Here is a 23,243-nt window from a genome sequence, read left to right as displayed (position 1 = left end):
GGCTATTCACTCGTCAGTCCGCCACTCGATGACCGCGCCGCCGTGCTCGTCAACGAACGCGCGCAACTCGGCCTCGACGGCCGAGAGCTCGGTCGTCGAGTGGACGGTGTGTCGCCCGCGGCCTGGAGAGAGAGTCGTCGGGTCCTCGGGGTTGAGTTTCGGGGCGGTCGTCTCTGGTGGTTTGGTTGCCGCTGAAGCCAGCCAGGCGAACGCGTCCGAATCGGCGGTGGACAGGGCGCTGGACATGCCCGTGACGATCTCGTCATGATCCAGTGCCTCGCGCAGCTTCGTGAGTGCGTTTCTGGCGCTTGTCGCGAGTTCGTCGCGGCCGCCCTCCGCTTCAAGAAGGACAGACAGCCGGGACCAGTCGAAACGGGCAAGCGACTCCGCGACGGAGGTCGCGTACGTCAGGGAACGAGAGGCCGCCTCATCGGAACACGGCAGCTCGAAGTCCGACAACACGGCCAGGCGGTCGACAGTGTTCGAAGCGGCACCGAGCTCAGCGAGCAGTTGCTGCGTGGAACGCGCTGTCGCCAGACGCCCGCCGCCGTCCGACTTCAGGCGAGTCTGCGCGGCTTCGAGTTCATCTACGAGTCGCTTGGAAGGCTCTTTGCCTTCCGTGCTCCGGAACTCCAGCGCCCCCGCCAGCTCAGCGGCGTTCGACCCGTTGAGGAACTCCGGTGTCGCGATTCCAAAGAGCTTGGCCGCGCGTCTCTGAGCCTCCTGCCAGGTTTCCAGGCTTGGAAGCGGGACGGGGCGCATGACGATGTCGTCGCTGATCTGTCCCAGGCGCGGCCTAGGAATCGGCGCGCCGTGTCGGTACCACGTGCGCCCCTCCGCCGTGGCCCACACGGAAATGATGAGGTCAACGACCTCTTTGCGGAGGCCGCGAGGAGGCTCAACTCCGTTCACCCAGGCACGTGCCTGGGCCACGCTGACATCCGAGCCCTCATCCAGGTTCTCGGCACCCATGCCTGATGCGAAGGCGCGGTTCCACGCGAAGGTCTCGCGTGCAAAGCGGAACCGATCCTCGCCCATCGTGGCGATATTCAGCGCCGGACCGATGCGCCGAAGCGTGGGGCGATCGCCGCCGTCAATGCGGATGATTCCGTCCGGCGTCTGCGTCGCTTCCTCGACCGCCTCGAGCACTCGCTCGAGCTGCGCGACGGTTACCTCGACTCGGCCGTTCTCAACGTCGGGATGCGCGGGGTAAAGCGCGGCGAAAGCCTGGTCGGCAAGGCCGCTGAACGCGGTCTCGAGGTCGGCACCGACGAGTGCGCCCGCAGCGAGTTCGGGGTAGAGCGATTGGATGACTCTTGTGTGCCCCTCGTCGATCTCGAGGTGGTCTGCGCTGGGACGAGCCGCGCCGTAGGCCTCCTTGATGATTTGGCGGAACTTCCCCAACAGGGAGGTACGCGCGTTCTCGAGGATGCTCTTCGCTTGCGGGCGGTCAGCGGTCGACAAGTGGCTAGAGGCGTGCTCCCACCGTTCGCCGGGCCCGGACATAAGCCAGTCGAGGATGACGAGCCGTCCTAGGTCACTGCGGACCGCGGGTGCGAGGTGGTGGGGCAGCCAGACGACGGTGGTCGTCGGTCCACGCTGCGCAAGCGACTCCACGCGCTGGTCGTCGTCACGCACAGACCGGCCCTCGTCGTCGAAGGGAAAGTCGATGACGAATCGCCACGTACCTTGGGTAGCGTCAAACAGGCTGTCGGGCAGCCAGTTCGTGTCTCGCACATTGCCGAAGACGACTTCGACCTCGCGCCGGGAACCGCGCCACACGTGAGGATGACGGGTCACCTGGGAGAGTTCCTCAACTTTGAGCTCCAGTCCCAGCTGCTCGAATACCAGGCGCTTGACGAGCTCCTGTCGACGGGCCGCACTGTCCTCTCCGCGTGCCTTGGCCACGACGGACTCGTAATCGACCTCGGAGACTCGTGCGCGAATCGTAGGATTCTTGGGGTCGCCCGTGAGGTGGATCTCCGGAATCTCCGCGCTCCATCGGCGCAACTTGTCGAGCACCATCGACGCTTCACGGCCCGGCAGGGGGCTCACAATCGAGCCGTGGTTGAGGGCCGCGAGGCGTGCCGCTGTCAGTTCCTTGAGCGCAGGAACCTCAGGCGCGATGGCCGAGAGCAGCAAGGTCTTCATCAGGCGGTCGTCGGCATGGAACGCATGTGACCGATCCAGCCCCTTGATTTCCGCTGACGACAGTTGGTGCTCGCGCAGCAGCATCGGCTGGACCTTCTGGTCGTACAGCTGTTGTGCGTTGCGAAAGCGGGCGTGCATTTCTGGCGTGATGGCGTGCGACCCATTGATGACGAGGTCGAATGTGTCCCCGACCGGAATGACGTCATCCACCGTGAGGTGGTCGCGGTGGTCGACGAGCAACTGCTGCATCACCTTGAGGGCCGTGCGGTCACGTTGCATGGCTGAGGACAGGGTCCGAAGGGTCGCCACGAGCGCGGGCGAGAAGGGGTACGTGCGTTGGAACGCGGCGCGGTCTGCGCCGCGATGACCCTCGACCGCTCCGTCGAGGAGGACGTCCCAGACCTCTGGCGATCCGTCGAGCTTGTGAAATGCGTCCTTGAGCACCTGCGCCGCAGCGTCATCGACGGGCCGGAGCAGACGTTGCTGGGCGACGTAAGGAAGGTTGGTGTCGCCGAGCTCGATCGTGGAGAAGCGTCCTTCCTGGTGTCGGAACGCCTTGTCAAGAGACTGCTGGTCGGCTCCCACCGAGTCCGCCGCATCGTCGAAGTAGCGCCGGAGGTCGAACTGCCGCGCGACGAATGAGACGAGCGGGATCGAGCGCTCGTGCTGGCCCTCAACGAGTTTGGTGATCTTCTGAGTCTCTCGACCGAAGAAGGCAGCGTCGCGCACGTGGAACGACAACCACAGCACCAGTTCGTCCAGGAACATCACTACGGTGTCGTAGCCGAGTTGCTTCGCGTGATCGCTGATGCGCGCGAGGCCCGTGTCGAGGTCCACGTAATCGTCGGTGTCGGCGAACGCGGCAAAGTACGAGCGCACGAGGGCATCGACAAGGGCGTGACGTTCGGGGTCGGCTTGTGCTGCGTGGCGCGCGTTGTCGTAGCGCGCGGGGCCCCAGCCCGAAGTGCCGAGCACCGAACTCCAGGGGCTCGGATTGGCGTTGTCGATCTCAAGCCCCTCGAAGAACTTGGCGTCGCCCATGCGTTCACGCCAGCGGTCAGCATCGGCAAGGAGAGCGTCGCTCTGGTGGACAGCCGGGAGCGGGGCGTCGGGATGTAGGGTCCGGATCTGGGTGACGTATCCGCCGAGGATGCACTGCTCGATGCTCTTGGCATCGAGGAAATGGAAAGCGAGGCGCAGGAACTTCTTGCCCTGCAATGTCGAATCGTGTTCGGCCACGACGCCCTGCAGTTCGGTTTTTGCACGGGCGGCTGGGTGTTCGCCGAGGAGTGCGTGGAGCACCGCCATGAAGTGGCTCTTCCCCGAGCCGAACGAGCCAGCGAGAAACGCCGCGCGGCTGTTGCGGGTGCGGAGCGAATCGGCGACGAGCGCGAGTGCCCGGTCGAAGGCGTCAGTGAGGTCGTCAGTCACCACGTAATCGTTGACGGTTTGCGCGAGACGGTCCTCGCTCACCCCTTCGGTAAGACGGAGGACGTAGTCCTCCGCTCCGGTGCGGGTGGGGATGTCGATGACGTCCTTGAGCAAGCGACTCATGCGCGTGCCTTCCTTCCTCGTGCGGTGGTGGGCCGCCATGCGTAAAGGTCTTCGCGTGTGATGCCGTTCTCGGCAAGAAAGGTCTCGAGTTCCGCAGCGAAGTACCGGGCGGGCGACTGGCCATAGAAGTCGTCGTGATCGCCGTGCCACTGCTCAACCCACGGCATGACTTCATCGAGTCCCGCGATGAGCGGAACGAGCCGGTCCCGGTCGGCGTCCTGGGTCTGTCCCGCGAGAACGAGCTGCGCGAGTGCCAGCGCCTGCTGCGCATAATCCCAGCCTGCCCAGCCGAGCACGTCCTCGCCCGAGCGACCTGCACCCGGGTAGAGAATGAAGCGTTCCTTCGGCACGTCGAGTTTGCCTCGATGCGACCAGTACTCGCTCCGGCGGAAGTCCGCAGTGACGTAACTCGGCGGCACGGGGATGGGCCCGTCACCGCCGTACCGGGTCGATGCGGGATTGTAGTTGCCGGAGTCCTCGCGCCGCTGGAGTGCCCAGGTGCGTTCCCACGCGGCTCGCTTGCGCATGCCGGATTCCTTGTAGCGGTGCGCGGCGAGGTAAGGAACCGCTTCTCCCTTAAGGAGCCGCTCGAGCGAATTCTGGACAGCGATGTCGGGTCGGCCCTCCCACAAGGCGAGGGCGTCGCGCAACGTATCGTCACGGGACACCTTGTCGGCAAGCACCGTGATCGACTGGGTCGCGGGTCGATGGCGCGCATCGAACCAGAGGGCGCGGTCCTCGAGCCGGTCGAGCAACCAGTCGCCTAGAGCGGCCTTCTCCTGGTCCTCCCAAGGTTCAGTCGCCCACCGGCGCTTGTGCTCAGGTTGCTCTAGCAGTGCGATGCACCGGTCGTTCGCGATGAGGTCGAGGCGCCGCTGCACTAGCTCCTGGTAGTCCGCGGGCCAGTGCGACGGCAAATCAGTGATGGGCGTAGAACGGTGTCGTGCGAACCACGCGGTGTCGGTTTCGCCGGCCTCAACTCGTCGTGCGAGCGCGATCTCGAAGGCGCGCTCTCCAAGGGCGAGAGGAGGTGGCTCGCCTCGATAGGTGAGGTCGTCACCGATGAGTCCGTAGAGGCGGTAGCAATCCCAGTCCAGTTCCTCCTGGGTGGAGATCATTTGGCCGCGAGCAGTATCGAACCCGGCGTGAGCCTCGTCGAGGGTTGCGCGCGAGGGTGTCGCTCGTTCAATTACGTTCCCCGGGCTGTTCGCCGCAAATTGCTGTGCGAGTGCGTCTAGCGATCGGCCGCGCTCAGTAGGCAGTACTGACGGGAGGGGGTAATCCTGGAGGGTGGTGCCTGTGAACTCGTAGCGGTCTGACCACGGCTGTTGTGAGACACGAGCACCGGAATCGCCGACTGGATCGCCGCCCTTTGGGTAGCTGTTCTGCTTGAGCCAGAAGCACGCCGTCGAAGAGTTCAAGACCCCGAGAAGCGCAAGGTGGTCATCCTCTGAGGCGTCGGCGGGGAGCTTGATGACTGGCGCCGACCTGTTGAAGACTCTCCCGCCACGGTCTAAGACGAAATGGTTGTGAGTGGCGACAAACGCAAACGTAATCGAAAGGGGGGGGTGCAGCTTTGAACGAAGAAGGATCGCGTACTCAAACCACCTCAGACCGCGCTCTTCCTTGGTTTGACCGAAGTAGATGCCGTTCTCCAAGGTGCGTCGGTTTCTCCAAAGCCAACGTGTGACAGGCTCCGACTCTAGTGGTGCAAGGCGGTCATCGTACGGCCAGAGGCGGACTTCAGCGCTCGCGACGAAGTCTCGGACGGCATCACCCACCACGAGTCCAACACTTTCCGCTTCACTCCAAGATGAAAGCTCGAACGCGTCGTCGGCGCCGAGGACTGCCGACACCCCGATTTCCGTCGCACGCTGTCCCAGGGTGGAGAAGTCGACCTCAGCAAGTGCGGCAGAAATCTCCGGTGCTCCCCCTCCAGAAAGGGACCATGGGTGCCTTGCCAAGCGATCTCGATCGAGGTCAGCAACCGACACCCACTCGTCCTCGTAGCCGGGTGCGTCGATGTTTGTCGCAATAGAGGTCCACACTTTCGCACGCGCGGGGTCGTCGGGTAGGCCCGGCTCGCCCCGCACTCCGAGCACCGTCCGCACGGTTGCCGTTGTTGGTTGAACAGGGCGTCCCACGATAATCACGGTAGGAGTGCCGTGGCCCGGAATGTATGCGCCAGAGGTATCGACGACCAGGCGCAGGTCCTGCTTTGGCAAGAACCACTCAATGAGTTTGGAGCCAAACTCGCGCTTCATGAACGAGTTCGAGGTGATCTGCCCAACCCATCCTGGGGAGTCTCCCGTCTTGGCCAGTGAGAAGAATTTCTCCATGAACGGCACTGTCAGGACGTACTTGCCTTTGCATGACGAGTAGCGCGCTCGGTAGACGTTCCGCAGTTTGGCGTCTTTTACGGAGATGTACGGGGGGTTTCCGACGACGGCGTCGTACCGCCCGTCTGCGAGTATCTCTCGGAGTACGCCAAGGTTCTCTGTGGCATAGGCGTGTTCGGCCGCTACACGATCGCTGGTGTGAGCCGCTCCGAGGTCGAGGGAGTAGGCATCTGCGGCGCCCCCGTGCAGCAGGGAATCGCCGGCCGCCAGGTGGTATCTGAACGCGGGGGCGGTTTCGAGGCTCGTCATTCCGCATGCCTGGAGCGCGGACACGGTCAGCCGGAACCGTGCAATCGCGACCGCGTACGGGTTGATGTCGACGCCATGGATAGCGTCGAGTGCACGTTGAACACGCTCGCGCTCATCGAGGCCCGGGGCCTCCCGATGCCACCGGTCGAGCAGTAGTGCGAAGGCGCCAAGGAGGAAGTGTCCCGAGCCGCACGTCGGGTCGATCATCCGGAACCCGTCGAGGGGTCGCTCGGCTAGCGCGGGCTCTAGGGTGTGGTCCAGAATGAACTCCTCGACGAAGTCGGGAGTCTGCAAGAGCGCATACCGCTCCCGCGCGGCCTCCGAGATGTCTTGGTAGAGGTCGCCGAGAAAGCGGGTGTCTAGTAATGGATCGACGAGATCGCGGCGCTGGGTGCCGTCTTCATCCCGTTCGCGCCAGAACGCGAGGAGCCGTGTGGCGGCGTCTCCGGAGGGGGCAACGAGCCACATCGGCGCGTTCGCGTCGACGAGTTCGCGTGTCGCTTCGAGAGACGAGAGGTGGGCGACGGCGTCCAGGATCCATTCTCGATCAGTGACATCCTCGCCAGCAGAGGCCTTGTCGCGAATGAAGTGGCTCTGCCGCTCGACTGCTTCAGAACTGCGCGGGCCGGCGATCCACACGGGCGATACCAGGCCATTGTCTTCACAGAACCTCACAAAGACGGTCGTGAGGACCCACGACACCGCAGCGAGCGTCACCCTCTCATCGCGCCACGCCTCCCATGAGGCGGACGTGCGCTCGGCTGAGATCGCCTGACGGTACTGTTCACGCCACTCGGCATCGACGTCGGGCTGTGCCGCGACCCGTGAACGGAGGTCGTCCTCGAGCGCGGTGACCTCCGCACGCAGTTCTGCGGTCAAAGAGGACTGTGCGCTCACGCGTGAGCTCCTTCCGCGGCGGTTGGTCCGCCGAGATGAACAAACTGCCCTGGATGGCTGGTGGGTACGGGCACGCCATCGAGTGCTGCCCCTCGGCCGGTCTCCTCCGGGAAGACGAGCCACACCGCAGCGGCCCTGGGGCGGGTGATCTCGCTGTACCGGGCGATGACGTCCAGGTGGCCGTAGCGTGCGAGCGGTGCTGTATCCGTCAGGAGGACTGGTCGTCCATCGGCATCGAGGAGTGCCTGGTCGATGTGTTCAACCAGAGTGGGCACCGCACGCTCCACAAGCACCGCAAGACCACGCCGGTCCTCCGACCCGGCGGTCGCGGAATCGGCATTGAGAACGAGATCCCAAGATACTCCGGCGTCCTCCGCTAGGCCCGTGAGCGTGTCAAGCAAGAGGTCCGTGACGTTGACCTCTCGGGCACTGAACGACTCCAGTAGTTGGCTGATGACGGCATCGTGGTGGCGGGGCCTCACGCCGAGCGCGAGGAAGGACCTTTCCGCGCCCGACGTCCGCAGTTCGCTCTCGTGCGTTAGTCCCGTGGGCCCAGACGGGACAGTGACAGTAGTGGAAGATGTGAGGACGGTGGCTGTCGCGGGAGCCGACGCAACGACATACGCCTTGCCATCCCACGTCAATCCCACGTCGGCCTCCGCCACCACGTCGTCAAGCTTGGGTCTTGGCGGGAGCGCCTTGGCGCCGGGGAAGCGCACCTTGACGAGTTGCCGAAGTTGCTGCGCGTCGAAGGCCTGCGACGATTCCGCAGAGCGGAGCGCGAGCCGGAGCGCCTCGGAGGCGCCAATGTTCAGGCGGAACAGCGAGCCATCCGCCGTAGCTCCGGCTGAAGTGCTGAAGCGCGCCGCGACCCGGTTAAGCCGTGCGTGATCGAGGGAGGCCAGCGGTCCGGCAACTTCGCGGAGGGTGGCGGCGGCACGTGCTTGCGGCATGACGGGGCTTCCGCTGTCCGTACCGATGGCCGAGTCTGCCTGCGTTCCTAGCGTCAACGCGGCATCGGCGAGCTTGGGGTCACGCGACACGAGCATGCGCCCGTCGCGGCGACGGCGGCGGACGAACCGTGGCTCCCCGGACTCCGAGCGTTCCCTGCAGAGGTGGTCGGCGGTGTCGAGCGAAGCGCGCACGAGGCCCGCCACGAGTCGCTTTGACCCCTGGTCTGGTGACAGTGCCGTGGCGAGCTCGTCCGTCCACGCGACGCCCGCGAGGTCCTCGAGGGCCGCCTCGACGCGCGCAGATAGCCCCTTGAGCAACGTTCCAGTGGCGGGAACCGCGGTCCAGGACTCGAACAGCCCAGATAGGACCTTCCACGCGTTGGGGGACGACGGTCCGAGTGCCGTCGACAACGCGGCTCCGATCGCGAACGCATCCAAATCGCCGTCGAGTCCCAGAATCAGCGCGGCCGCTCGTGCCTGGTCGGGCGTGCTGGCAGACGCCACAAGCAGTTCAGCCGCGTCGCGCGGGTGCAGCAGCACGTCGTCACTTGGGGTCTCGAGCGCGGCGTCGTCTACGGCTTCTCCTAGCCGTGCCCGCCACTGCTTGATGCGAGTGCCGATCTCAGTCTTGGTGGCGGCGACCAAGTGGGGCGTGCTGTTCACCCGGCGCAGGTCCAGGCGAGTGGCGTCGCCGACGGTTACTACCCCGAAGGGCTCGAGCGCCGACAGTGCCCTCGCACTCAGCCCAGCTTCGCTCAATGCGGTGTCGAGCGTCGCGCGGGCGGCGACCGCATCGGCATCCTCGGTGGCGGGAACGGTGGCGGGGGCGAGCGCATCTTTCCAAGCACGGTGCATAGTCTCTGCGCTCGCGTGCCGCTCCGAGATTTCGCCTGAGAGAGCGTGAGTGAAGAAGGTGACCAGGGCATCGGACGCCGCCGGGTCGAAGTCCGCGGGGTCGAGCGTGATCTGACCGCCGAACTGCGGGGCCGACTCTCCGTCGCCATAGACCGGACGCTTGCCGGTGGCCATCTCGTAGAGCGTCACTCCGACCGCATACCGCTCGGCTGCCGAGTCCCATCGGCGCCGCGACCCCACCCCCAGGAACGGATCTACGTACGGGGGCGTGCCCGCCTCGACGGCGTCGGGGCTTGCGCCCGTCATCGAGAAATCGAAGAGAACCAAGTGCTTCGCGTGATCCGACGGCTGCTCGCGTACGCCTAGGTTCGCCGGCTTGATATCCCGGTGATCAAACCCGGCGGCGTCGAGCGCGACGAGCGCCTCGAGCAAATCGCCACCCCATCGCTTCAGCAGATCGAGCGAAAGCCGACGGCTGTGGGCCTGCAGCACGTCGGCAAGGGTCTCCTCGCCAGCGGACTCGAGCAGCAGCGCCTGCCGACCGCCGATGTCCAAGGGCTCGGTGGCAAGAATTCTCACGAGTCGACGTGACGCGGTTGCGGCACCGAGGGCGACGAGCGTCTGAGCCTCGCGCGCGATGCGCGTTGTCGCCGAGTCGTCGAGAGCGACCTTGAGCACACGCTGAACGCCGTCTGCCTCAGCATCGGTCACCAGAAGGCCCGCTGCGGTTGAACCCGAGCCTAGGCGCCTCACGAGGGTGAAGCGGTCGTCGAAGACGGTCCCTGGGGGCGCCTCGAGCGGGTCGACATGATCGGCGGCCACCCCGATCAGCCCCGCCTCGACGAGTGAGAGCCCTTCGATGAACCGACCCGCGTCTGGCGTGCGCTTCGATACCTGAGGAGCGGTCGCTTCGCGCAGCAGATCGCGCAGCGACCGCGGAGCCTCAGGAAGATGCGCTGCTAGGTCCAGCCCTTCTTCGCGGGCAAGACGCTGCGCGAGCTCAGTAGCGCTGCCGGCCGGCGGCACTCCGGTGAGAATCAGGTAGGAGAGTGCACCGAGCGCGAACATGTCGAGCGGCACACGGCGCGCCTCTGGACTCCAGCGGCCTTCTGGCGCGACGAACGCGCCAACTGACCCGAGCGAGGTGACTGCCGCATCGTCGCTCCCGAAGAGACGTGTCGCCGCGCGGGTCGCTGCCGCTGCGGTGCTCGAGCGATCGATGGTGCCTGCCTGCCGCCACCCGCCGATGCGAAGTCGAGTGCGCCGTTGGTCATCGGTTGTCACTAGTACGTCCGACGGGCTGAGCGCACGATGTACGACTCCGTGGCCGTGCGCGTAGTGGAGCGCCTCCACTATCTGGCGCACCAACCCGAGGCGCTCCGCCAACGACAGGTCTGCGCTGTTGTCCGCGAGCCAGAGGTCGAGTGGCTGTTCGTCTTCAACACGGTCGAACACCAGCCCATCACCAGACTCATCGTCGACCAGATCGCGAGGCTGGAGGATTCCGTCGTGTCGGAGGTCTCGGGTGAGGAGAAACTCGCGCTTCGCTAGTTCTCGCCGCGCTCCACGCTCTTTCGCCGCGGTGCCCGCAGGCACGAGGTAGAACCGGATGCGCGCCGCGTCCTGCGTGATGCGGTGCTCGGCCGGCCGGTCCTGGATTCCCTCGGTGACGTCCTCTGCGGGGCCGACGAGGCGCCACGACCCGATCTCGCGCTCCCGTCGCTTGGCGAATCCCGCCTTCTCGATGAGTGCGAGAACCGTCTTCTCATCCACGCTTTGCTTGGGTGCGGTTTTGAAGAGGCCGGAGATACCTGGCAGGTTGCTGATGTTCTCCCTGCCATCGATCCCCCAGATGCCCTCTTCGGCGCCGGGATCCAGGTGCGACTTGCTATCCGGTGCATGCAGAAGAACGGCTGCGTCGATCCACGGCACGACGTGTGGCGGCAACTTCAGGTCGCGCGCCGCGTCCAAGAGGACGCTCTTAAGTCGCTGGGCCTTACGGCGGGTGGTGATCAGGGGAGATGGCTCTGAGCGGGAGCCGCGCTTCCACTGGTACGCGTTGCCGCTGATGGCTCCCCGGTAGTGCTTGAGTTCGACGAGAAACAGGCCAGCTGGAGCCAGCACGAGCAGGTCGACCTCGGCCCAGTGGTTCCGGCCGTCGGTGAACTCGAAGTTCGTCCAGGCATGGAAGGGAGGGCGGTCCGGAAGCCGCTTCTGGATGAGGGCCAGCCCCTCCTCCTCGTGGCGATGCTCGGAGTCCGTGACGGGATGCCAGCGCGCGCTGTCGGACTCCATTGAGACTTACTCACCCTCTCCTGCTCGAATGTGCTTCGACCATTGTGCCCAAGACTCCCACATTGGTAAGACATACATAATCGCTTCCGAGGTGGTGTCGGTACGTCGCGGGCCGCTGTTGGCGCGGGTTGCGACGCACGGTCATCTGATGCCGCCTTCGGAGCGCGATATCCGGTTTCGCGTCTTAGTAAGTCGGGCTGGCTCGTCGGCACGCTCTGAGCTTGCCGTCTCACGCGCGTGTCACCTCTTGATGGGCGCTTCGCCCCGAACATCCTTGGGCTCGAATCGTCTGCGAGATGACTCCATCTTCCGCGCAGTGGCCGACGCGAGGTCGATACCCAGGACGTCAGCGAGTCTCACAAGATAGGTAAGCACATCGGCCATCTCCTCCTCCGCACGCTGCTTACGCGCGGGCTCCGCGAACTCAGTCACCGCATCGGCCGCCGGCACCCACTGGAAGAGTTCAGCGAGCTCTCCGACCTCACCCACCAGCGCGAGAATTAAGGATTTGGGGTCGTGGAACTGCTCCCAGTCGCGCTCGCGAGCGAACTCGCGAATGTCCTCGGTGAGCGCAGATATTGAGTCGTTGGCGTCAGTCATGGGATGACTCTCGCACGCCTCGCTCGTGTTGTCAGCGCTGCACGATAGTGTGCTCGGCGTAAGCGCATCGACAGGCTTTCGCTCCTGCGAATAGGCCTCCCGCGCAGTCTTCTGGCTGTCAGGGAGTTCCGTTGCAGGTCGTTCGCCACAGTGCCCGTTCTCTTGCTCACTACGCAAGAAGCGATTTCTCCGTCGTCGAGGAAGCTCTCGCTGGCATGTTCCTGTTCCACGGACTCGGCATCCCTGGTGCCAACGAGCGCCAGTCGTGGCGCAACAGCATCCCGCAGCTCGCAAGCGTCCTTGATGACTCAGGGCTCGGCGACGTCGAGGTACTCCTCGAGCACAGGCTCCCACTCACGAGCAAGCGAGCCGACGTGGTGCTCGCGGGCGTACATCCGACCACCGGTGCCCCGTCGTACGTGGTCGTGGAGCTCAAGCAGTGGACGAAGGCCCGGCGCCACGAAGACTCAGAGACGCTGGTCGACGTTGATGGCATCGCCTACAACCCGGTGCTGCACCCCGCCCTGCAGGTCGGCGAGTACGCGCGGTACTACCGGGACTTCGTGCGAGGCCTCGAAGCGGCACCCGAGTCGCTCGTGGGTGCCGCGTACTTGCACAACGCGGACGACGCGGGTGTCGCCGAATTGTGGTCCGTCGCGCCCAGTGACGAAGGCCGGATGTTCACTGGCCAGCGCCGGGGGCAGTTCGCCGATTTCCTTGCCTCGCGCTTGGCGCCTGCGAGCGGCGCGGCGCCGGCCGATGCGTTCCTCAGTTCGGCCATCGCGCCCTCGAAGCAATTACTTCAGGTCGCGGCGGCCGAGATTCGGGAGCGGGAACAGTTCATTCTGTTGGACGAACAGCGGGTCGCGTTCGAGTTGGTAATGCGCGCGGTCGAGACGGCGCGGTCCGCTGACTCGAAGGAGGTCGTGATCGTCACTGGCGGTCCGGGATCGGGCAAGAGTGTCATCGCGCTGTCGCTGCTCGGCGAACTGGCGCGCCAGGGTCGGCCTGCGCTCCATGCGACGGGATCGCGCTCGTTCACCGAGACATTGCGCAAGGTCGCGGGCAAGGGGTCAACATCGACGCAAGCGCTCTTCAAGTACTTCTTCAACTTCATGGAAGCCGAGCGGAATGGACTCGACGTGCTGATTCTCGACGAGGCGCACCGAATCCGTGAACAGTCAGTGAACCGCTACACGCCTCAAACAAAGCGCGTGGCAGCGAGACCGCAGATTGAGGAGCTCGTCGACGCTGCGCGAGTGCCTGTATTTCTTCTCGATGAGCACCAGGTCGTGAAGCCCGGTGAACTTGGCAGTGTCGCGGATATTCGCGCGTACGCCGCCACCCGTGGCTTGTGGGTGAGCCAGGTCGACTTGAATGCGCAATACCGTGCCGGCGGGAGCGCCGCCTACATCGAGTGGGTGCTTGGGTTGTTGGGACTCGGAAGTGGAGGACCTGCTGATTGGCGGCACGAGGACGCCTTTGCGGTTGAGGTTGTCGACTCGGTTCACGAGCTCGAAGAGCGGTTAGCGCGAAAGCGAGCCGAAGGATACTCCGCGCGCATGACAGCCGGCTATTGCTGGAAGTGGTCTGATGTTAAAGACGGTCAACTGGTCGATGACGTGGTGATCGGAGACTGGAGGCGACCCTGGAACTCTCCGCTTAAGCGCCGGCTTGGTGACATCCCGCCTTCGGCGCTGTGGGCGACTGAAGCAGGTGGATTCGGACAAGTTGGCTGTGTCTATACAGCGCAAGGCTTTGAGTACGACTGGAACGGGATGATCTTCGGGCCAGACCTTGTCGTGCGAAACGGCAGGTTTGTCAGCCAGCGAGAATTCAACAAGGACCCGGCCTTCAGGAGTCGCAAGTCGGTCAGCGACGAAACATTCGACCGCAACGTTCGGAACATCTACAAAGTGCTGCTGACTCGAGGCATGTTGGGGACGGTCCTGTACTCGACCGACGAAGAGACGCGGGAGTTCCTGGCGGGACTTGTGTCGCGAGGCAAGGCCTCTCGTGCAGAGCGGGAAGCGTCTCGCCCCGACCGGATGCAATAGATGGCAACGTGGGCTGAGGACATCCAGACGGCTCTGAAGAGACTTGGAGGTGAGGGCAGTCTCGCGGAGATCTATCGCGAGATCGAGCAGATACGTCCGCCAGGCCGTCTGACGAGAACATGGAAGGCATCGGTGAGGGGCTCGCTTGAGCGCCATTCCTCTGACTCCGCCGTATTCAAGGGCACCGACCTGTTCCGTTCTGCAAATGGAATCGGCCGTGGACGATGGGCGTTGCGCTCGATGCGGTGAGTGACCCGCGCGCTCAGTCTGGGGACTACAAGTCCGCGATCGCCTGCGCTTCGGCGGCGCTCTCCTTGACCCTAATCAACTCCTTGCTCTCGTAACGGATCGCAACCTTCACCTCGTAGTCCTTGCCGTAGGCCATCGCTGTGATGTTCGTCCGCTCCAGTTCCCAGCGCTTGATGAGAGAGAGCCCCTCAGAGGCTATTGCTCTTCCCCACTTGTCGGGGCCGTCGTCTTCGTAGAGGTCGTCATGCCAAACTGCGTGGCTTTCCGTGGGCTCTCCGTACTTGCGCTCAAGGAGAGCCGCGAGCATCTCAAAGTCGCGGACATAGGAGTTCTCGTTCGCGTACTCCTCGCCCAGGAAATATGAGGCTGAGACGAGTCGGTTCTCGTGAAGGTCGTAGAAGGCGAATACATCGAGTCCAGCGAGTTGCGCACTCCATGCGATCTGGTCGTCGCTCTCGTGGTCCGGCGACGCCCCTTCCACGGCGCAGATGGTGTCCTTGGAGTCTCCCCAATGAGACGCCCTGAAGTCTGACTCCGTCGACCTGTCGATGGGAGCTCTCGCTTCCGTGGCAATGCTCGTTTCGAGGGTGGTGCGCTCGGGGCCGGGGTCACTTGCGGTCAGAGTCGCTCGGTCCTTCTCCTCCACGAATTGCCACGACCCGTTGTCGTGCAGGTAGACGAGCTTCGAGTCGGCGCTTGTGCGCGCCCATTCGCCAGTCATGGGCATCTCCTTTGGTCAGTGTTGGTCACTCTTCTGCAGCCACAAGATGTTCCCCGCGAGTCGTGAGGATCCCGCGTTCCAACGCCAGAGCGAGCGCAGCAGCGAGGCGCTCACGAGTCCCCTCCGTGAGCCGTGCGACTCCGAAACAGCTCGCGGTTCCTCGAAGGAGGTCTTCTCGCCCGGCCCCGAGGCCGATCCGAGCGACGCTCACCATCGCATTCCCAAGTTCGACCAATGAGACCTCGTCGGGCACGCGGCCGTCTTGGGGATCGCTCCGGCGCCACTCAGAATGAGTCAGGGGGTCGGTGTCCCGAGGGAAGTAGAAACCGTCAGGACCAATCTGGAAAGTCGGACGGACGACTGAGCGGATAGCTGCGAGCCGTCTCGAGGCTACGCGTTTCAATCCGAAGGAGTTGGCGACGAGCTTGGCTACGCGGTCGGGATGCGCGGGCCCCTCGTGGTCGACAACCCGCTTCGCGATGTGCTGGGCTTTCTGCCGTGTGTCCGCGTCCGCGAGGTAGTCGAGTTCATCGGCGGTGCCTACTTGTGGGGCTGCCCAAGCCCGCCATTTCGGCACTTTCGCAAACGGGTCGTGCGCACTTTGTGGTGGTGCGGATCTCCTTGCTGGGACGTTGGCAAGACTCGCAGGTCGACTACCTTGAGTCGCCGTCTCCTGACCGAGTCCGCTCATTGTCGGCGGGGGAGGTGGAGCAGGTACTTCGGGCCGCTGTGCTACATCGTCGACGAGCTCAGCGATACGGTCGACCTCACCTGGTGCGTCTCGCAGCCAGTCCGGGGTCCACACCCGAGTGACCGCTTTCCAGCCCATTCTTGCCTCGAGCAACGTGACGGGAAGTGCGTCACGGTCTCCAACGGTAGGACGCGCATGCCACGCGGCACCGTCGACTAGCACCCCAACGGTCCAGTGCTCGTGTCCGGGTGCGCGTATCGCAATGTCTACCTTGAACTCCGACAATCCGACGTCTGGCGCGGCATCGAGCCCGCGGGCCTTGAGCGCTTCGAGGATGGCGTCTCGGTGCCGATCAGGGGCCTTCACGACGCTCGATGCAATGGCACCTGATACCTGCGGCCCGTGCTTGGCCGTGAGTAGGTACTCCTTCAGGTGCTTAAGGCCCACCGAACTTGAATTCTCCGCTTGGAGTTCCTCTGGCTCGAAGGAGCTGAAGACCACTACTTGGCGCCGTGCGCGAGTGACCGCGACGTTGAGGCGCCGCTCCCCGCCAACCTTGTTCAGCGGCCCAAAATTGAGCGGTATCCGACCTGTTGAGTTCTTCGAGAACGCGACAGAGAACAGGATGACGTCGCGCTCCTGACCCTGCACTGTTTCGAGGTTCCACACTTCGATTCGCTCGTGCGCACTTTCGTCTTCGACAGGCTTCAGGAGTTCCTGGGTCGCGTCGTCGTCAATGTCCTCGAGGAGCGCTCGGATCAACTGCTGTTGGGGCTTGTTGAACGTGACCACACCCATGCTCTGGTTTGCGGAGGATGGGTCGTTGGCCCGGCGACGTATCTCCTCGACGATTGCATGAGCCTCAACCTCGTTGGTGCCGACGGGTGCGGTCGGTGAGCCCATCCCGCGCTGAACGAATTGGCCGTCCACACGGCGAAGGCTCACCCCCTTGGTTGCGAGCTCCGCAGACGGCGAGGGGAGGGAGTTGAGGTGGCCTTCGTAGTACTTGGCGTTCGAGAACGCGATGAGCGTCTCGTCTTCGCTTCGGTAGTGCCAGTTGAGCATCAGTGCGGGGACTCTCGCCTGCACGCACTCTGTCAGGATGCTCTCCTCGTCGATCACCTCGTCTTCTGCTCCGTCGTCCTCGACTTCGACAGCGACCTCGGCTATGGACGTCGGAGGCATCTGCTTGGAGTCACCGACTACGACGGCGGCCCGTGCTCTTCCAAGGACGCCTATGGCATGCGCCACCCTGATTTGCGACGCCTCGTCGAAAACCACCAAGTCGAAAGGCTCGTTGCTCGCATCGAGGTATCTCACCGCAGCGTCTGGAACAGCGAGCACGCAAGGCGTGAGCTTGGAGATGACGTGCCAATGGTCCTTGATGAGCTGCCGTACTGGCTTGGTGCCTCGACGCTTGCCGAGTTCGCGTCGCAATTCGCCGATGGCGCCGACAGTTGCACCTCCGTCGAATCCGCGCGCCTGAAGCATCTCGTGAGCCAGGATGCTGGGGCTCAGGCGTCGCAGCTCGGCCGATCCGCGTGCGTACGTCCGCACCTGGCTGTCGTGCTGGCGGCCGTCGAACGCATGAAGGGACTGCGACTCGATTTGCTGTTCAAGGATCGCCCCGAGGAGTCCGCGCTCGAAGGCCGACTCGGCGTCGTGGTACGCGACTTCTCCCGATGCGACTGCGTGCGCGTGGTCGCCAAGACCGCGGGAGCTTATGGTCGCCAGTTTGCTCTGTAGGGCTGTCCACCGCGACAGCTGGATGAGGCCGCGCTCCTTTACGTCAGAGGCCCACAAGGATGAGGCATCCGCCAACGCGCTGATCGGAGCACGATCCCGAAGCCACGCCTGCGTTGATGACGGTGTGGCGCCGAGTACCGTAAATAGGAGGGTGGTTGCGCGCGCGAGGTTGGCGACCGCGACTCGATCCTCGGCGCTGCCACGGCTTGCAAGGGTGCGTATGCGCGAGCGCTCCGAGCTGCCGTCATCTGCGAGCACCGCGACCGTCGAGTCAACAGCGTCCAGCTGTTGGAGCACGGCACCGCGGTCAAGTTCGCGCAGCGGATTCCATTCGGGACCAACATTGACTCCCGCGGTCGTCGCGACGTATTGAGCAAGCCTGGCCGCGCTCGCTTGCGCCTGACCCACGACCTCGATGACTGCCTCCAGCGCACCATCCTCGGGGCCGGGGGCACTTGCGACGTATGGTGCGAGCCGCTGTGCGACCGCGTTCACGCGTTTCTTTCGCCCGATGAAGAAACTCGCCCGTGCCGAGTCGAGCGAGGCGCGTATCTCCGCAGTTGGGGCAAAGAGGGACGCCTCGGATAGCCGAGTGTCAACCCTGCCCGGCTCCCAGGCCGACAACGACTGCCGAACGTCGTGACGCTGGCGAGTTTGGTCCTCGCCTGCAGCAGCATCCGCCAGTTGAACTGACCCGAGCGTTGCGGCGTCGACATTGGTCGCTGTGAGGACTTCGGCCATGTCGGTCAACGCGAGTAAGTACTCGCGGGCAGCGACACGATCCGATGCATTGGCGAGTGCGGAGGCAACGGCGTTCACAGCCTCCGAAATCTCGGTCCGGCGTTCTGCTGTGAGGTCGTCAGCCGTGATTGTCGCGATTGACCACGCATTGGTCTCGAGGCTGCCCGCTGCGGGGCCGATGTCTTGGAGGTCGCGCATCGTGGCACGGATCTCGGCCACGTCATCGCGCGACAGGCTCATCAACTGGGCAAGGGTGAACCGCAGTCGAGTACCCTCGCCCATCGCTAGAAGCCGGTTGCGCGCCGAGTACGCGGACTCCCCGAACTCGCCGATCTGGTGAAGGCGTTCGGGGTACTTCTTGAGAGGAGGGATCGCTCGGTCAATCTCGGCACGAGCGGTCGTGAATCCTTCTGCATCGGCGACGGCAGTCGCGTCCAACGAGCGTGCGAGTTGGTGCCGTACCTCGGCTGGGCTCATGCCGCGGCTGTGCAGGTTGAGGCCGAACGCGCCGAGTCCCACCTGCGCTAGTCGGTCACGCACCACACCGAGCGCGGTCGCCTTCTCCGCGATGAACAGAACTCGCATGCCGGAGTGCAAAGCCTGCGCCAAGAGGTTGGTGATGGTCTGCGACTTGCCAGTGCCAGGTGGACCCTGCAGGACGAAAGTCTGGCCATCCAGTGCGCGCATGACGGCACGTGCCTGGGACCCATCAGCAGCGATGGGGAGTCCTGCGGCGAAGTCGTCTAGGTCCACGGTCTCGTCGTTCAGCGAGGCCGTTGCGGGGTCGTCGAAGGCGTCGTAGGGCGAGTGGACCAGGTGTTTCACGAGCGGCCGCTCAGTGAGGGTCGGCCAGTGGTCCTGCAGGTCACGCCACATGCGGTAGGTGCTGAAGTCGAAGAAGCCGAGCGTGCAGGATTCGTCGACTCGGAACTCGTGCAGTCCTGCGCGCTGAAACTCAGTACGGACGTACGCGATAAGCGCCGGGACGTCGATTCCAGCGTCATCGAGCTCAGGCTCGATGAGCCCTGGAAGGTTGAGGCCCGCGTCACGCTTGAGCTTCTCCGCGAGGGAGAAGTTGGGCGTGACGGAACTCGTGGCATCTACTTCAAGATGGAAGGTGCGCGACCGGTTCGACGGAACGAGGTTGACGGGCAGAAGTATGAGCGGTGAGGACACCTCTTGCTTGCCCTCGGGTGTCCACACGACCATGCCAAGCGCGAGGTGCAGGCTGTTTGTGCCGTGTTCCGCAACCAGGGACCGCGCGTTTGCCGCGATGCGGCGCATGCGCGTGAGAAAAGTATCGCCTGACTCGAAGACGTGGAGTGCGCGGTCGACCGAGAGCGCACGGATTAGGTCGTCCTCGAGGCCTTGAGCGGGAGTCCTGCGTGCAGTGAGCCCTCCAATGCGACCTGAGGAATCTTCAAATCCAGGCGAGAGCTTGATCTTCACACCGCTCTGGAGCATGTCCTCGACAGTTCCAAGCGTCTGCGCCGGCACGTAGAGCGACGTGCTCGACGCGCGAGGAAAGCGGTAGTTGAGCAGCGGGTTGCGAAGCGTGAGGTCGAGCAGACTGTCCATCCACGTCTTGACGCGCCGCGGTGCGTTCTGCGAGGCAAGTCCGGCGCGCGTAGAGGCGTGTTCAGCGACCGCGTTCTCGAGCATGTTGACGGAGAACTCTTGTGGCCGGTACTCGACGACCTCGACGGAGCCATCCGACAGTTCGACCCGGGCGGGCAGGGGAAGGATACGTGCCTGCTGACGCGCGCGTACGACGTCAATCACCCATGACTCGCCCGCGAGTTCCGGATCGAGTGCACCGTATTGATCTAGGTTGTGCAGCCCGAGGCGGGACGCCTCGGCAAACGGCTTGGAAGCGGAGCCGCCGGTCAGCGTGGTGGTCTCAAAGAGCTGTAGTGCCCCACTTTGAACGTCGTTCATCACGTCTCGCACTGGTAGCACAGGCGCGCGATGGCCCGCGTGCTCGTCTCTCCAATAGCCCGCGAATGCATGGCCAGGCACGATAACGATCACGGGATAGAGTCCAACGTTTTCCACGAGAGCAGCACATAGCGCGGCAGTGTCGAGGCACGTGCCAAAGCGGTCCTCGAGCACCTGTGCCGCGGTGCGAACCTTCTGGCCCTGATGCCCGCTGGCTTGGGCGTCCCACGAGGGAGGCGGGTCGATGTAGCCGATGTCAAGTGTCCGAACGGCATCGTAGATAGCTCCGACCATCGCGTCGATGTGGGCCGCGCCCTCACCGTTAGCGGTCGACTGATACCCCGAGAGTTCGCCCGCCCGCCCGCCCCGCCGAAGGTTCTCGCGAGCGGTCTGCAGCACCGAAACTAGGCTCGGATGGTTTGGCTGGGCGAACGCTGCGAGTTCGAGCGCCGCGATGCTCTTGGGTGCAGTGACTGCCCAGAAGTTGTGCGCCAAAATTGATGCGTCCGAGGTTCGCCGCGCGATCTCTGTGTCACCGACGTTCACGCGAATTGTGAACCTTGACCACTGCTGATCGGTGAAGGCAGACACTGCGGAAGCGTCAATTCGGTTGTCCCGGAAATCCGTCGCATCCCACTGGACCGCGATGGGGCCAAGGATGTCGAGTCGTCGAGTCCACGGATCCATGAGGAGGACGCCGTCGGAGCTTTCCAGCGAGACTGTGACCAGAACATCGTGCACTGTAGAGCCGTCCGTCGTGCCGACTGCCAGGTGCTCGATGAAATCCGCCCGGTTGTAGGCCGCGGGATACGACACCGTGTCTCTGTGGCGGAATTGGATGTCAATTGTGGTCACGGGCGTGGCCCCCTCAGGCTGAGCCGTCATCGGCTGCGGTCATCGTATCTTGGTCGTTCTGTCAGGCAATTTGTCGGAAGGCGCATCGGCGATGGCCTGTGAGGTGTTGGCAGGACGAGCGATCTCGACCACGCCGTCGCCGAACTGGTCCTTGTACGCATCGAGCAACCGGCGCTCGTGGACGTCGCCCAGGTCCGCGGCGCGCTCCAGCATGGCGTCACGCTCGAAGCGCGGATCGTCCCGCCTCCCGGCCTTCACGTCGAGCCGGCGCAGAAAGCCGAACTCGCACTCGCTGGCGACTGCGAGATCGCTCGCGGACCAGATGACTGTGCCGTCACGAACCTGCATGCGACCCCCTCTGTCTCGGTGTCGACTGTAGGGGAGGGGTACGACAGGCGGGGGTGTCGGATGCTGTGCCTAGCCTGTGTGACATGACACCCAGCGACTCATCGGAACCGCTCGCAGATGGCGAGCTCGCTGCCGCGAGTTCGCCTCGGATGACGCGGGCGTGGAGGTTCAGCACAGCGGCGGGATTGCGTGCCGACCACAACCGGTGCTCCCGCGAACTTGCCGACAAGCGTGCTGCTGTCGAACTGGCCCGCGAGGAACTGCTCAGCGATAACCCCGATCCGCTCGCCGAGTCGGACATCGTGCTGCTGCTCCACAACCTCGTGGGAGGGCTGCTTGCGCATCAAGACTGCGATGAGTCTCATGTTGCGGAGGCGCTCGACTACGCCGATGAAGCCGTCGACCGGCAAGCACGTGTCTTGGTTCAAGCACTCAACGTCGAGGCCCATCCGCGTATCGTCGCCGAGCAGCGTTGGGTCCTTGCCGACGAGGTCGGGCTGCGCGAGACGGTTCGGAGTTTGGCCGGACTAGGGGACTTCTGAGTTTCAGCGCCCTGCCGGATGGCGAACCCGTGGTTCTTCAGGCGTCCCTAATGTCTGCGAGTCGACAGCGCCCGCGATTCCATTCGCCGTGTCAGACGCCGTCGCTATGGTCGACACATGACCGTAGATGACAAGGATGACATGACCGAGAAGCTAACTCTCCGCGTGCAGCGAGACTTTCCGGACGGAATTCCAATGCTCACGGGGTACGGCTATCCGGACTCGCTCGCGCTTTGCGCCATCGATTCTGTCTATTCGTTGTCCGTTCGATACGGAGCGACCCGCAACGTGGTCGCCCGGTACGTGGCGCACCGAGCGGCTAGCGGTGCCAACGCCAACACCGACTCGCTAGATGGCCTGCTGCGGACCATCAACGCCGTTGGAGGAGCTGCGGCTTGCGCCTCAGTGCTCTTCGAGAATCAGCATCGCGCTCCGGGCACCAAACGTCTCAAGTCGGAGGCGCTTCATGGTGCCGCGAGCAAACTTGTCGCCCTTGACATCAGAACGACCGAAGACCTCCGAGGGTGTGCAAGCGAAGACCTGGCCAACGTTGGCCGCGCCTGGACGTCCGAGTCGGGTCTGGGCTACGCCTCGTGGCGATACCTGCTGATGCTCGCTGGCGTGCCAGGTGTGAAGATCGATCGGATGATCTCTCGCTACGTTGTTCCCGTTCTCGGCAAGAACGTGACCAAGTCCGAGATCGAGGCCACATTCGCCGGTGTTGCTGAGCGACTGGAGGTCGGGATCCACGAACTGGATCATGCGGTCTGGCGCAAGCAATCCGGCCGCGTCGGTTCCGCGTAGAGGGCTCGGGTCTGACGAGAGGCGCACACACCATGAATTCACTCTGGCTCCCCAACGACTTCACCCACCCCCTCAGTGTCGACATCACCGACGACATCCACATCCGCCCCATCAGCCCCGACGACCTCGACATCGACATGCCCGCCGTCATGGGCAATCAGGCGATGCTGTGGGACAAGTACGGCGACGCCTGGGGTTGGCCGCCCACCACCATGACGGCCGAAGAGGACCGCGAGGACCTGGTGCTCCACGCCGAAGACATGGTCGAGAACCTCTCCTTCAACTACGCGATCCTGCCCAGCGACGAGAGCCGCCTGTTCGGCTGCATCTACATCGACCCCGCCGAGCTCGAACCCGGCTCCAGCGTCGAGCAGCCGGCCGCCGACGTCTCGTGGTGGGTCGTCCCGGACGCACCACAGGGGCTCGCCGAGGCCGTGCGCGACTTCGTCCCGAAATGGCTGGAGAGCTCCTGGCCCTTCGCGACCGTGCGCTACCCGTTCGGGGAACTGAACTGAGCTGAACTGAACTGAGCCCGCGCATCGGCCGCATGACAGCCCCAGCCCACCGCCTGCCAACCCCCGGGCCAAGCCAGGACTCT

General features: G+C 64.2%; 11 protein-coding genes. 4 read left to right on the top strand and 7 right to left on the bottom strand.

Features of this window, described 5'->3' with window-relative positions; all coding sequences use genetic code 11:
- Positions 1-6: 6 nt before the first annotated feature.
- The 4 genes from QQX02_RS02065 to QQX02_RS02050 form a co-directional block, all read right to left on the bottom strand.
- On the bottom strand, positions 7-3,705 hold the full coding sequence (locus tag QQX02_RS02065) for a DUF6079 family protein (protein ID WP_301143627.1): 3,699 nt from the start codon (positions 3,703-3,705) through the stop codon (positions 7-9).
- On the bottom strand, positions 3,702-7,250 hold the full coding sequence (gene pglX / locus QQX02_RS02060; protein WP_301140901.1) for a BREX-2 system adenine-specific DNA-methyltransferase PglX: 3,549 nt from the start codon (positions 7,248-7,250) through the stop codon (positions 3,702-3,704). Before pglX ends, QQX02_RS02065 begins: the two co-directional genes overlap by 4 nt.
- Complete coding sequence (gene pglW, locus QQX02_RS02055) at positions 7,247-11,353, bottom strand: BREX system serine/threonine kinase PglW (RefSeq protein ID WP_301140900.1); 4,107 nt, start codon at positions 11,351-11,353, stop codon at positions 7,247-7,249. The genes pglX and pglW overlap by 4 nt, the downstream gene beginning before the upstream one ends.
- A gap of 240 nt (positions 11,354-11,593) precedes the next feature.
- Positions 11,594-11,953 carry a nucleotide pyrophosphohydrolase gene (locus QQX02_RS02050; RefSeq protein WP_301140899.1) on the bottom strand — a complete coding sequence of 120 codons (360 nt, stop codon included), beginning with the start codon at positions 11,951-11,953 and terminating at the stop codon, positions 11,594-11,596.
- Between the two features lie 215 nt (positions 11,954-12,168).
- Between QQX02_RS02050 and QQX02_RS02045 the strand changes: the two genes are divergently transcribed.
- A complete protein-coding gene (locus QQX02_RS02045; protein WP_301140898.1) occupies positions 12,169-14,010 on the top strand; it encodes a DUF2075 domain-containing protein in 1,842 nt (613 codons plus the stop codon).
- A 274-nt stretch (positions 14,011-14,284) separates the two neighbouring features.
- Here the strand turns inward: QQX02_RS02045 and QQX02_RS02040 are convergent, their stop codons facing one another.
- The 3 genes from QQX02_RS02040 to QQX02_RS02030 are packed head-to-tail and all read right to left on the bottom strand — an operon-like array spanning position 14,285 to position 21,299.
- Positions 14,285-14,980 (bottom strand): hypothetical protein, encoded by a 696-nt coding sequence (locus QQX02_RS02040; protein ID WP_301140897.1) that lies wholly within the window; start codon positions 14,978-14,980, stop codon positions 14,285-14,287.
- Between the two features lie 25 nt (positions 14,981-15,005).
- Positions 15,006-20,951, bottom strand: a complete 5,946-nt coding sequence (locus tag QQX02_RS02035) for a DUF4011 domain-containing protein (RefSeq protein WP_301140896.1) — start codon at positions 20,949-20,951, stop codon at positions 15,006-15,008.
- 39 nt (positions 20,952-20,990) lie between these two features.
- Positions 20,991-21,299, bottom strand: a complete 309-nt coding sequence (locus tag QQX02_RS02030; protein ID WP_301140895.1) for a hypothetical protein — start codon at positions 21,297-21,299, stop codon at positions 20,991-20,993.
- Between the two features lie 83 nt (positions 21,300-21,382).
- Between QQX02_RS02030 and QQX02_RS02025 the strand changes: the two genes are divergently transcribed.
- The 3 genes from QQX02_RS02025 to QQX02_RS02015 all read left to right on the top strand — a co-directional run bounded on the left by QQX02_RS02025 (position 21,383) and on the right by QQX02_RS02015 (position 23,160).
- Entirely contained in the window at positions 21,383-21,841 is a 459-nt protein-coding gene (locus QQX02_RS02025; RefSeq protein WP_301140894.1) for a hypothetical protein, read from the top strand.
- 117 nt (positions 21,842-21,958) lie between these two features.
- Positions 21,959-22,645, top strand: a complete 687-nt coding sequence (locus tag QQX02_RS02020; protein ID WP_301140893.1) for a DUF8548 family protein — start codon at positions 21,959-21,961, stop codon at positions 22,643-22,645.
- A gap of 32 nt (positions 22,646-22,677) precedes the next feature.
- Positions 22,678-23,160 carry a GNAT family N-acetyltransferase gene (locus QQX02_RS02015; RefSeq protein ID WP_301140891.1) on the top strand — a complete coding sequence of 161 codons (483 nt, stop codon included), beginning with the start codon at positions 22,678-22,680 and terminating at the stop codon, positions 23,158-23,160.
- Positions 23,161-23,243: the final 83 nt, after the last annotated feature.

The sequence above is a fragment of the Demequina muriae genome (assembly GCF_030418295.1).
Taxonomy (GTDB): Bacteria; Actinomycetota; Actinomycetes; order Actinomycetales; family Demequinaceae; genus Demequina; species Demequina muriae.
Note: the sequence above shows the minus strand (reverse complement) of the source record. Positions and strands in the feature narration are given on the sequence as shown.

Bases quoted from the DNA above. Each gene is read 5' to 3' on its own strand.
- QQX02_RS02065 (WP_301143627.1), bottom strand. From the start codon at position 3,705: ATGAGTCGCTTGCTCAAGGACGTCATCGACATCCCCACCCGCACCGGA.
- pglW (WP_301140900.1), bottom strand. From the start codon at position 11,353: ATGGAGTCCGACAGCGCGCGCTGGCATCCCGTCACGGACTCCGAGCAT.
- QQX02_RS02050 (WP_301140899.1), bottom strand. From the start codon at position 11,953: ATGACTGACGCCAACGACTCAATATCTGCGCTCACCGAGGACATTCGC.
- QQX02_RS02045 (WP_301140898.1), top strand. From the start codon at position 12,169: ATGTTCCTGTTCCACGGACTCGGCATCCCTGGTGCCAACGAGCGCCAG.
- QQX02_RS02040 (WP_301140897.1), bottom strand. From the start codon at position 14,980: ATGACTGGCGAATGGGCGCGCACAAGCGCCGACTCGAAGCTCGTCTAC.
- QQX02_RS02030 (WP_301140895.1), bottom strand. From the start codon at position 21,299: ATGCAGGTTCGTGACGGCACAGTCATCTGGTCCGCGAGCGATCTCGCA.
- QQX02_RS02025 (WP_301140894.1), top strand. From the start codon at position 21,383: ATGACACCCAGCGACTCATCGGAACCGCTCGCAGATGGCGAGCTCGCT.
- QQX02_RS02020 (WP_301140893.1), top strand. From the start codon at position 21,959: ATGACCGTAGATGACAAGGATGACATGACCGAGAAGCTAACTCTCCGC.
- QQX02_RS02015 (WP_301140891.1), top strand. From the start codon at position 22,678: ATGAATTCACTCTGGCTCCCCAACGACTTCACCCACCCCCTCAGTGTC.